Source organism: Caballeronia sp. M23-90, from assembly GCF_053574605.1.
The window spans coordinates 1-10,278 of sequence record NZ_JBSIPA010000225.1 but is presented as its reverse complement, the minus strand read 5'-3'; the positions used below and the strand labels follow the sequence as shown (position 1 = coordinate 10,278).

10 protein-coding genes are annotated in these 10,278 nt (G+C 59.3%); 7 read left to right on the top strand and 3 right to left on the bottom strand.

Annotated features, from left to right (window positions below; genetic code table 11):
- Positions 1-429: 429 nt before the first annotated feature.
- The 4 genes from ACRXB1_RS20780 to ACRXB1_RS20765 all read left to right on the top strand — a co-directional run bounded on the left by ACRXB1_RS20780 (position 430) and on the right by ACRXB1_RS20765 (position 4,436).
- Positions 430-1,647 carry a DUF2863 family protein gene (locus ACRXB1_RS20780; protein ID WP_061999808.1) on the top strand — a complete coding sequence of 406 codons (1,218 nt, stop codon included), beginning with the start codon at positions 430-432 and terminating at the stop codon, positions 1,645-1,647.
- A gap of 457 nt (positions 1,648-2,104) precedes the next feature.
- Positions 2,105-2,923 (top strand): LuxR C-terminal-related transcriptional regulator, encoded by an 819-nt coding sequence (locus ACRXB1_RS20775; RefSeq protein ID WP_062167050.1) that lies wholly within the window; start codon positions 2,105-2,107, stop codon positions 2,921-2,923.
- Between the two features lie 124 nt (positions 2,924-3,047).
- Positions 3,048-3,722 carry an energy-coupling factor ABC transporter permease gene (locus ACRXB1_RS20770; RefSeq protein ID WP_062167052.1) on the top strand — a complete coding sequence of 225 codons (675 nt, stop codon included), beginning with the start codon at positions 3,048-3,050 and terminating at the stop codon, positions 3,720-3,722.
- A 105-nt stretch (positions 3,723-3,827) separates the two neighbouring features.
- The gene (locus tag ACRXB1_RS20765; RefSeq protein ID WP_449493070.1) at positions 3,828-4,436 is read left to right on the top strand and encodes a BspC domain-containing protein; all 609 of its coding nucleotides are present in this window, start codon (positions 3,828-3,830) and stop codon (positions 4,434-4,436) included.
- A 79-nt stretch (positions 4,437-4,515) separates the two neighbouring features.
- On the opposite strand, the gene ACRXB1_RS20760 is transcribed toward ACRXB1_RS20765, so the two are convergent.
- Positions 4,516-5,706, bottom strand: coding sequence for a M14 family metallopeptidase (locus ACRXB1_RS20760; protein ID WP_449493069.1), 1,191 nt, complete (start codon positions 5,704-5,706; stop codon positions 4,516-4,518).
- 42 nt (positions 5,707-5,748) lie between these two features.
- Positions 5,749-6,528, bottom strand: a complete 780-nt coding sequence (gene yaaA, locus ACRXB1_RS20755) for a peroxide stress protein YaaA (RefSeq protein WP_449493068.1) — start codon at positions 6,526-6,528, stop codon at positions 5,749-5,751.
- 56 nt (positions 6,529-6,584) lie between these two features.
- Here yaaA and ACRXB1_RS20750 point away from each other — a divergent pair, with 56 nt between their 5' ends.
- On the top strand, positions 6,585-7,076 hold the full coding sequence (locus tag ACRXB1_RS20750; protein WP_174364801.1) for a putative toxin-antitoxin system toxin component, PIN family: 492 nt from the start codon (positions 6,585-6,587) through the stop codon (positions 7,074-7,076).
- Positions 7,077-7,116: 40 nt separating this feature from the next.
- A complete protein-coding gene (locus ACRXB1_RS20745; RefSeq protein ID WP_174364800.1) occupies positions 7,117-8,298 on the top strand; it encodes a methionine aminotransferase in 1,182 nt (393 codons plus the stop codon).
- A 4-nt stretch (positions 8,299-8,302) separates the two neighbouring features.
- On the opposite strand, the gene ACRXB1_RS20740 is transcribed toward ACRXB1_RS20745, so the two are convergent.
- A complete protein-coding gene (locus ACRXB1_RS20740) occupies positions 8,303-8,962 on the bottom strand; it encodes a glutathione S-transferase family protein (protein ID WP_449493067.1) in 660 nt (219 codons plus the stop codon).
- 115 nt (positions 8,963-9,077) lie between these two features.
- Here ACRXB1_RS20740 and ACRXB1_RS20735 point away from each other — a divergent pair.
- Positions 9,078-10,278 (top strand): 3-hydroxyacyl-CoA dehydrogenase (locus ACRXB1_RS20735; RefSeq protein WP_449493066.1); only part of this gene is annotated, 1,201 nt, incomplete at its 3' end.

The following is a 10,278-nucleotide window of genomic DNA, read 5'->3' as shown; positions in this document are numbered from 1 at the left end:
TTAAAGAACATTCACCAAAACCGCAGCATCCCATCCCTCAGAACACCACCGCTTTCGCGTCGCTGCGTTTGCAGCACAGAAACGAGATTATGTAGAACGTTTCGCTTTTCGTCAACAGGTTTTTTACTCAACCCGCGACTTCCGATTTTGCTGCAAGGCCCGTCCTGCTTGGCTCTGCGACTTCCTCTTGCGCGCCACTGCACCTGCACTTTCTCACTTCCCTTCGCCTCGTTGTGAAGCGAAGGATCGGAATTCTAGTGCCCGTTTCAACACTGCGCAAGGGGTTCGGGAAAAGAATTTTACGGGTGCGTGCAGGTGCTCGCGTAACGCCGGTAGTCGGGCCTGACAAACCGCGGGTCGCTTTACGGCTCAAGCCCTCATATAGCGACTACAATCAAAGGTTCTTTGCACCTGATGAATATGCCTCCTATGCGCTCGCGAATCGCCAAACGACTTCCCCCTGACGCCGACAAACTAGTCGGCCTCTCGCTCTCGCTGTTTGCGTCGGGCAGCCGTATTGAAGACCGGTTTTGGGAAGCGCGCCTCGATACGCTTCTCGCAAAGATCGTCCGCAATGGGAACCAGACGGCGCTCGACGCCGCGCTCGACCACCTGCAGCTCAAATTCCCCGATGCGTACGGCGCGCTCGCCGACATGGCCGAGACGCAGAGTGAGTCGTTCACCATCGATATCGACGGTGTCGCTCATGACGCCCTTCTGATTGCGGCGCCGGTGCTTGCTTGGACGAGATACTCGATTCCGTCTGGTCCGTTGAAAGCCGATGTCGCGGACGCGTTGCGCACTCAATTGCAGGCCCATGTAATGGCGGACGGCGCCAGGGTCGCGGTTTCGCCGTATCTGTACAGCATCGATCAGTTGCCGCGGCATCATGTGGAAACGTCGCGCGTTGCGCAATTGCTGATCCAGACCGTGCTGGGCCAGGCGCCCGCTCGATTGAACCTGGCGGATTTGCCCGAGACATCGCCGATTCTTGCCGATCCGCGTTTTCTGCTCGCGATGGCGATCGTTCCCACCGGTTCAGCGCTGTTTCGCTGGCAAGAGGAGACAGACGGCGTTCGGGTCGAACGCGGTCAATGTCTTGAACATTGGGCAACCCAAGGCGGAGCGACCTTTGCGACCGTTCTGCCCGGCTGTGAATTCGAGTGCCTGCTGCCCGACGCGTATTACTCGGCGTGCCGCGACGCCGACGAACAGGTCCGCCCGCACTCGGTGCGCACTGCCGTTCGCTATCTCTTCGACACGTTGGGAACAGCGCCGGACGAACTGCGTGCGGTCATCGCGGGATTTGGCGAGCAGCGTATCGATGAATACAGGATTGGATTTACCCGCCGGGGCAGCAACGACGTGATCTACGGCGTTGTATGGCCACTCTATGGGCGGGAAAATGGCGAGCCTGGCGCTGAGGCGGACGATGTAGCGGAACTCGAAGGCGCGGATGGTCCGGTTGAAGCGATCGTTGGGCTGCTAAAGCGCTCAGGGTTGACAGATGTCCGGCGGCATTCCGGGCGCTTCGAGCCGGAATACTGCGAAGATTGCGGCGTGCCGTTATATGCCGATCCATTAGGCGAGATCGTGCACGCCGAAATGCCGGAAGATGCTGAGCCTGCCCAGCCACACTTTCACTAACTTTCCAACTCGGAAAAACCAACGGATTGCGATTTTCATAATAGAAACGACACAATCAATAACTAACCGACCGGATTGAATCGACGAGACAGCCGCTCCATTAACGTTGGAGCGGCATTTTTTTGCGAATTCGCTACATCACAAACTTTGGCGAATTAAAACCTACGACTTAAAAACGCAAATTCGAGGCGCGACAAGACTGTCGGGCCTTGGCGTTGATCGGATATGTCTCAATATTTCCTGTCGCGCTCATCGCGCTTAAGAACCTTCTATAAATAACGCGCTGCGCTGAGAAACCATCCCAGACACGCCCGCATTTTTTAGGAATTCATAAGATCCGCCTATGCCGTTCGGACAGGGCGCATTTTTCTCTGCAATTAGTCATCATGGGCTTAATCGCATATGCCCGTTCTTCACAAACGGGAATCGCGTGAAAATCAAATGACTAGGGGCAGACATGAAATTCACAATAGTTAATTCGGAAGCTGAACGTCGCGAAGGTTTGAAAGCGCTACTGCGGCACATAGACCGGCGGGCCCGCTTCAATGAGGCGAAAGATTGGCGGCAAGCTGCAAGCGCGGTCCTGAGACTCGAGCCGGATATGATCGTGATCGACTGGCACAAGGCCATGCGCATGGCCGACCTGCGAATGCTGCTCGAGGCTTTCCCGAGAACACCGGCAGCCATCATTGTTGACGAAGCCTCCACGCCCAAGGTCCGCTTGTTCCTGGGCGCAGGGGCGCGAGGCGTCGTGCCGCGCGACCTCGATCCGACGTTGATCGTCCGTGCGCTGGAAATGGTGCTGCTCGGGGGCCATTACGTCCCCGCAAATGCGCTCGATCCAACGTTGGAACCCGGTCTTGCCGCGCGCCGCGAAACTGAGCCACGGGAGTTTCGGAAGGGATTGAAGCGGTTCAACACGCTGTCGCTGCGTCAGCAACAGATCATGCGATGCCTGCACATGGGGAGCACGAACAAAATCATCGCGAAGACGCTGGGGATCAGCGAGGGCACGGTGAAAATACACCTTGGCAGTATCTTCCAGCAGCTCGGCGCGCCCAATCGCGCGGCGGCAGTGGCGATTTATAACGGCTGGCAGAACCGTCATTTGGAAGTATTGAGGCGGGAGGCTGATGCTTCGCCCCGCCCGTCGCTCGGCGACGCAGGCGTCATTCCGTTGCGGGCACCGGCCTCGGCAACCTACTCACAGCGTCCGGAAGAGGACGAGGATCTGATGCCGATGGCTGCTCAACCCTTGCCGCGCTTTGGTGACTGACAGCACTGCATAACCACGAAACGGCGCACGGGCGCAACGCACAAGTTACGGCGTTGCGCCCGCTAAACCACGCTGGCACAGTCAATGCACACGTTTTCGGGCGCAAACGAGTAATATGAGATCTATGGGTTTCTTCTACACACCTCTCCCGCTGTGGCTTGCAATAGGTGGCTGGATAGTCACTGCGAGTGTGCTCGCGCTTTGCATCTGGAAGAACCCGTTTCGCCGGCTGCAGGACGGAACACTTCAGCATGTGTGGTTCGGGATCGTGGTTGCGGTTACGGTGCTGTGGGCCTGCAATACATGGTTCGAAGACGGTCCGGCCATTCATCTGCTCGGCGCAACGCTGATGGTCACGCTATTTGACTGGCAGCTCGCCATGGTCGGCATGGCAGTGGCGACGGGCCTGGCGGCTGTGGTGCTTGATGCGGCGTGGCCCGGGGTTCCGGTGACATTCCTCTTGTTCGGTGCCTTGCCAGTCGCCGTGTCTTCGCTGCTGCAAAAAGCCATTCAGGCGTGGATTCCCCGGAGCTTGTTCGTCTTTATCCTGGGTCACGGCTTTCTCACTTCCGCTGTTGCTGTCGCAGCGGCGTGTGCTTCAGGTCTGCTGCTCCAAATCATCCTTGCCGACGGGCGGCTGTTCATACCTGCGGGCTTTACGCTTGCCGCCACGCTGCTGGTTGCCGGCGAAGCGCTCTTCACCGGCCTTTTCACAATTCTCATCACCGTCTACAGGCCGACCTGGATCACGACTTTCGATGTCCGGCGGTATCGGCTGGATCGTGGGCCGCGAGTCTGAACGCAGCTGGCCGCGGCCAGCCTGCTAAAGAATTTGATATAAGATGGAACTCCTGCTCACTGTCAGGCATCTTACGTGCCTGATGTCTCTTTAGTGCCCAACCCGATGGATAGTATTCAAGTACCGCGTCGACTGCTTCGGCTGGTCGGCCGGCTGGTAGCGATCGCATCCGTAGCGACAATCACGTCAGCCCTTTTCAACGTCACTGCGTTCGCCGATACGGTCGACGACCGCAATGAGCTCGTCAATCACTTCGTGACCGACTTCAACGCCAATCCCTTGATGGCCGATTGCGCCGCGCACGGCAGCTTCGTCGCGAGTACATCGACGGCGTTTGATCGCGTCGAATTTCCAGCGAGTTCGTTCGATGCCGCGCATGGCAGCATCGTCCCGTGGAATGATTCGTTCGATGATCACAAGCAGCGGATCAAGGTTGATAACGTGGTGACCGTCGAGGGGCTCGGCGTGTCGAAGGACGGCGACGCAACGCCACCGACACTCAAATTTCGATGTGGCTACGTAGGCAGCCAGATGCTGGCGTTCGGCTGGAATGACCCGGTGCCTGCGGCGAGGCCGCGTGCCGAACCACGATCCGGTCACAGCGCTCGCGGCAAGCACAGCGCCGTCAAGGGCAAAGCCGGATCGAAGGGCAAGGCATCCGCTTCGACAGCGAAGAAATCGTCCTCGGCCAAGTCGACGAAGAAGAAGCACTGACGCCAGGCAAAACAAAAGGACGAGATCGTCGCTTACGATCTCGCCCATTTTTGACCGCGCATCAGCCTGTCCGCGCGAGTCAGAACGCCTGCAAATGGCGCAAGATGGCCTGCAGCATCGCCGCGCCAAGCGCCGCACTGCGTTCCCCGTTCCATCCCACCCGCTCGTCCGGCAGGTTCGCGTTGTCCTTGAACGGCATTTCGAGCGTCAGAGACAAACACCCGAACTCATTGCCAACGTACTTCGACGCGAGCTTCAGCGCGTCAGTCTGGTACTTGCTGGCTTCGTAACCGTACACATCCTGAAAGTCAGGACTCGCCTGCTTGAAGCATTCGATAAACGCCTTCTGCTCCTCGGCCTGCTTTTCGGTGAACCCCGGCAACATCTCCGAGCCCGCCACGAACACGTAAGGCAGTGCTTCGTCGCCGTGAATATCGAAGAAAAGATCGCAGCTTATTGCGTGCATGGCGTTGCGTACCGCGAGCACTTCCGGGCTGCGCGCGCCGTCCGGCTCCATCCATTCGCGATTCAGGTTGGCGCCTGCCGCGTTCGTGCGCAGGTTGCCAAGAACGCTGCCATCGGGATTCATGTTGGGCACGATGTGAAACACGGCGTGCTCGAAGACCAGGCGCGCGACCGGATCGCCGGCCCAGTCGCCCCACCCTGCCAGCCGTTTGATCAAACCTTCCACGAACCATTCGGCCATGGTTTCGCCCGGATGCTGACGCGCGATGATCCAGACGTTTTTCTTCGGCTCAAGTGTTATGTGATCTTCTTCGCCGTCTTCAGCTTCGTCTTCATCGTCTTCAAGCAAGCCCAGCGTCAAAAGTGCCATCGGGCGGCCTTGCACGGTGCGGCCAATTTCCGTGAGCGTGGCGTGCGGCATCTGCTGTACCGCGCCAATGAAACCTGCGTGCCGCTCTTCGCTGTACGGCTCGAAGTAAGCGTAATAGATCGCATCGAAATCGGGCGTGTGCTCGATCGTCATTACCCGGCCGTCATAACGGGTCGGCACCCGGAACCAGTTGATCCTGTCGTAGCTGGCGACCGCGCGATAGTCGCGCCAGCCGTCGGCAAACGCGCAGTCGGCGGCGTTTTCGAAGGTCAGGGTGAGCGCTACATCGCGGACGTTACCCACGCGAAAGTAGAACCACTGCGCGAAATCGGCGTGGCTGTCCGGGCGGATACGCAGGCGGATGTCGGCGGGGTTATCGGCGGAAACGACGTTGATCGCGCCCGCATCGAAATGACTCGTGATTGAGATGCTCATGACGCTTCCTTGATTTGTCCAGTGCAGCAGCAGGTCATTGCATCAAGCCCCAACGCGCCGGCGATACACATACGTGGCGTCAGTCGATGCTTTTTTATCGAACGCGTAGCCTTCGCTGCCGAAATCCTTGAGGCCTTCCGGTTCATCGATTCTATGCTGCACGGCGAACCGCGCCATCAACCCGCGCGCACGTTTTGCGTGAAAACTGATGATCTTGTACTGGCCGTTCTTCCATTCCTGAAACACGGGCGTGACGATTGGCGCGTCGAGCCGCTTCGGCTGCACCGACTTGAAATACTCGCCGGATGCGCAGTTGATCAGCACCTTCGCGCCGCGCTGCTTTTTCATCTGCCCGTTGAGCGCCACCGTGATGCGATCGCCCCAGAACGCATAAAGATCTTTGCCCCGAGCGTTTGCGAACTTCGTGCCCATTTCCAGCCGATAAGGCTGCAACAGGTCGAGCGGCCGCAGCAATCCGTAGAGCCCGGACAACACCCGCACATGGTTCTGCGCGTAGTCGAGGTCGGCCGCAAGAAGCGATTTGGCGTCGAAACCTTCGTAGACGTCACCGTTGAACGCGAGCATGGCCTGCTTCGAATTGTCCTCACTGAACGTCGGCGACCAGTCGGCATAACGCTGAAAGTTGAGTCGCGCGAGCGGGTCGGAGATATGCATGAGACTGCCGATATCCTGTGGCGAGAGTTTGCGCAGCGCCTTGATGAGCTCGGCGGAATCTGCGGTGAATTCAGGCAACGTGTGCTTCGTCACGTGCGGCGGGGTCTCGTAGTCGAGCGATTTGGCCGGCGAGAGAACGATTATCATAGGGGCTCGCCGGCACGCTTGCCAACGATGAAGACGGAAACCCTCGATTGTATCGAATGAAAAAATCCCCCGCGTGGCGCGCCGTGCTCGATTCGAATGTGTGGATCGACATTCTTGTTTTCGATGACCCCAATTCCCGCCCCATTCGCGCCGCGCTCGAAGCCGGCACGCTGGAAGCGTTGATCGATGCGCGTTGCCTGAAAGAACTGACGTATGTGCTGGACTATCCGCAATTCGTGCGCTTTGCCGTAGACAAGGCCCAGGCGCTGGAAACGGTTGCGCGGCTTTCTCGCCTGGTTGAAATCGAACCGCTACCCGAAGACACACCGCCGCTGCCGAAATGCAAGGACCGCGACGACCAGAAGTTTCTCGAACTGGCGCATGCAAGCAAGGCGGACTGGCTGGTATCGAAGGACCGGGCGCTGCTCAAACTTGCGAAACGCACCGCGCGTGATTTTGGCTTCCGGATCGCCCAGCCGGCGCCGTTCGTGACCAGCTTCAACGCGCAGGTCGAGGCCAATGCGGAAACGGACGCAATCGACGTTTAAAATACGACACATTCTTCCAGCGCAGCCGATCGAAACCACTATGAACGCCTCGCACGACCTTCCGCATTCCGCCGCCGTTCCTGCCATCACGTCACGTCTGCCGAATGTCGGCACGACCATCTTCACGGTCATGAGCGCACTCGCGACACAGACAGGCGCGGTCAACCTTGGCCAGGGTTTTCCGGATTTCGCCTGCGATCCGCGGATCGTGGATGCGGTGGCGAACGCGATGCGGGACGGCCACAACCAGTATCCGCCGATGGCCGGCGCCGCGCCGCTGCGTCACGCGATCAGCGAAAAGATCGAGCGGCTCTACGGTCGCAAATACGACGTGGATCGCGAAATCACGGTGACGGCCGGCGCCACGCAAGCCATCCTGACGGCCATCCTGTGCTGCGTGCATCCAGGCGATGAAGTCGTCGTGATCGAGCCGATGTACGACTGCTACGTCCCGGCTATTGAATTGGCGGGCGGCAAGCCGGTGTTTGTATCGCTGGAAGCACCCGACTACGCACTCCCCTTCGATAAAATCGCCGCAGCGATCACGCCCAAAACGCGCCTTCTGATCGTCAACACGCCGCACAACCCGACGGGCCGTGTCTGGCGCGCCGCCGACATGCAAAAGCTCGACGAAATCATGCGCGGCACCGACGTGCTGATCCTCTCCGACGAAGTCTACGAACACATGGTCTTCGACGGCGCGCCCCACGAAAGCGTCTCGCGTTATCCGGACCTGGCCGCGCGCAGCTTCGTGGTATCGAGTTTCGGCAAGACGTTTCATGTGACGGGCTGGAAGGTCGGCTATGTCGCTGCGCCCGCGGCTCTTACGGCCGAGTTCCGCAAGGTACATCAGTTCAACGTGTTCACCGTGAATACGCCGATGCAGGTCGGCATTGCGGAGTACTTGAAGGACCCGTCGCCTTATATGGATTTGCCGGCTTTCTACCAGCAAAAGCGCGACTTCTTCCGCGCGGGCCTCGCGAACTCGCGCTTCAAATTGCTGCCCTGCGACGGCACGTATTTCCAGTGCGTCGACTATTCGGCCATCAGCGACTTGCCCGAAGCGGAATTCTCGCAATGGCTCACGAGCGAGATCGGCGTGGCGGCCATTCCGGTATCCGCGTTCTATCACGAGAGCCACGAATCGGGCGTGGTGCGTTTTTGCTTCGCGAAAAAAGAAGCAACGCTGCGCACCGCGCTCGAACGCCTCGCGAGCCTGTAGAACTTCAAATCTTCGGCAGTTCTTTTTTCTGCGCGTCCATGAACGCCAGCCGGTCGGCCGTCACTTTCTGTGCGGCCGGCCGTTCCCCTACGCGCCTGTTGTGCGCCTTCCAGTCGATACCCGCCTCCAGCAGGAAATCCGCGCCATAAACCGCTTTTGTCGTCAGCCCGACGAGCGGCAAATTCACGAATGCACTCACATCGGCGATACTGAAGGTCGTGCCAAGCGCGTACGGTTCGAACTTCGCAATCCGCTTGAGTCCCGCTACGCCGTGACGGAGCCGTTTTTCGGCGCGCGACTTCGTATAGTCGGTCACAGTGCCGCCAAAGAACGCTTGCTTGTAGAGATCCCGCGCGACGAGTTCCAGATGCAACTCGATGAACGCAATCATCTCGCGCTCCTTGGCGGCAGTGAACGGATCGGCGGAAAAGATGGGCTTGTCCGGATATGCGCTCGCCAGAAATTCGATGATCACCTGTGACTCGCACAGCGATCCGTTCCCGGTCTCGATATACGGCACCTTACCGAGAGGCGACTGAGCGAGTGTCGCTTCATCCTGGCCAAAATTGGCCCGCACTTCCTCGAACGCAATGTCGTGTTCGAGCAGCACGAACTTCACCTTGTTCACGTAGTTGGACAGCGGAAAACCATACAGCTTGAGCATCGCGAGTCTCCTGAACGTCTTTCGTTTTTAATAAAGCATGCAATCGACGGCCTTCGAGGCCATCTCACTAACAGCACGACCGTGCTAATCTAGCAAAATAAGGAGTGAGACACACATGAGTTTTCGCGACACAGTGATTCGAACGTTGGGCGTGGTCGGCAGCGGCGCGATGGGACGCGGTATCGCGCAGATAGCAGCGACGGGCGGCTTGACCGTACGTCTCTTCGATGCCAACAAGGAAGCCATCACGGCCGCTCGCGAGTATCTCGCCGATACCCTGAACAAACTTGCCGCAAAAGGCAAGCTCACCGAAGCCGAAGCGCACGAGGCGCTGGCCCGCATTCATGCGGCGGAGGCGATCAGCGACCTCGCCGATTGCGATGTCGTGATCGAGGCGATCGTGGAAAAGCTCGATCCCAAGCGCGAGTTGTTCCGCGAGCTGGAAGGCATCGTTCGCGACGATTGCATCCTGGCGTCGAACACGTCGTCGCTTTCCATCACCGCGATTGCCGCCGGATGCACGAAGCCCGAACGTGTCGTCGGCCTGCATTTCTTCAACCCCGTGCCGCTGATGAAAGTGGTCGAGGTGATCGATGGATTACGCGGCGACCCCGCCGCCGGTGACGCGCTCATGGCGCTCGGCCGCCAGATGGGCCACACGCCGGTGCGCGCGAAGGACATGCCGGGGTTCATCGTGAATCACGCCGGGCGTGGCATGAACACCGAGGGCTTGCGGATCGCCGGCGAAGGCGTGGCGAGTTTTGCCGATATCGACCGGATCATGCGCGAGCAGGCCGGCTTCAGACTCGGACCGTTCGAGTTGCTCGACCTGACCGCGCTCGACGTTTCGCATCCGGTGATGGAGTCGATCTATCACCAGTTTTACGAGGAACCAAGATTCACGCCGTCGCCGATTACCGGGACGCGGCTTGCCGGCGGGTTGATCGGGCGCAAGGTCGGCGAAGGTTTCTATAAGTACGTCGACGGCAAGCAGCAGACGCCCGAAGAAGCGCCTGCGCCGACCACGTTGCCGCGGCGAGTCTGGGTGAGCCGTGCGTCGGTCCAGGCGCGCGAGGAAGTGTTCCGGCTGATCGCGAAGATGGAAACGAATGTGACCATCGATACCGGCGGCACGCCCGCGCCGGATTCGCTGATCATCGTGACGCCGCTCGGCCACGATGCAACCACGGCATGCGTCGCGGAAAAGCTGGATGCGTCGCGTACGGTTGCCATCGACACGCTGTTCCCGCTCGCCGATGCCAACCGCCGCACCATCATGACCACGCCCGTGACCACGGCCGAGTTCCGCGACGCAT

What these genes read in the sequence shown, in the direction of transcription:
- ACRXB1_RS20765 (WP_449493070.1), top strand. Translation starts at nt 3,828, where the DNA reads ATGGATAGTATTCAAGTACCGCGTCGACTGCTTCGGCTGGTCGGCCGG.
- ACRXB1_RS20770 (WP_062167052.1), top strand. Translation starts at nt 3,048, where the DNA reads ATGGGTTTCTTCTACACACCTCTCCCGCTGTGGCTTGCAATAGGTGGC.
- ACRXB1_RS20745 (WP_174364800.1), top strand. Translation starts at nt 7,117, where the DNA reads ATGAACGCCTCGCACGACCTTCCGCATTCCGCCGCCGTTCCTGCCATC.
- yaaA (WP_449493068.1), bottom strand. Translation starts at nt 6,528, where the DNA reads ATGATAATCGTTCTCTCGCCGGCCAAATCGCTCGACTACGAGACCCCG.
- ACRXB1_RS20750 (WP_174364801.1), top strand. Translation starts at nt 6,585, where the DNA reads ATGAAAAAATCCCCCGCGTGGCGCGCCGTGCTCGATTCGAATGTGTGG.
- ACRXB1_RS20760 (WP_449493069.1), bottom strand. Translation starts at nt 5,706, where the DNA reads ATGAGCATCTCAATCACGAGTCATTTCGATGCGGGCGCGATCAACGTC.
- ACRXB1_RS20780 (WP_061999808.1), top strand. Translation starts at nt 430, where the DNA reads ATGCGCTCGCGAATCGCCAAACGACTTCCCCCTGACGCCGACAAACTA.
- ACRXB1_RS20775 (WP_062167050.1), top strand. Translation starts at nt 2,105, where the DNA reads ATGAAATTCACAATAGTTAATTCGGAAGCTGAACGTCGCGAAGGTTTG.
- ACRXB1_RS20740 (WP_449493067.1), bottom strand. Translation starts at nt 8,962, where the DNA reads ATGCTCAAGCTGTATGGTTTTCCGCTGTCCAACTACGTGAACAAGGTG.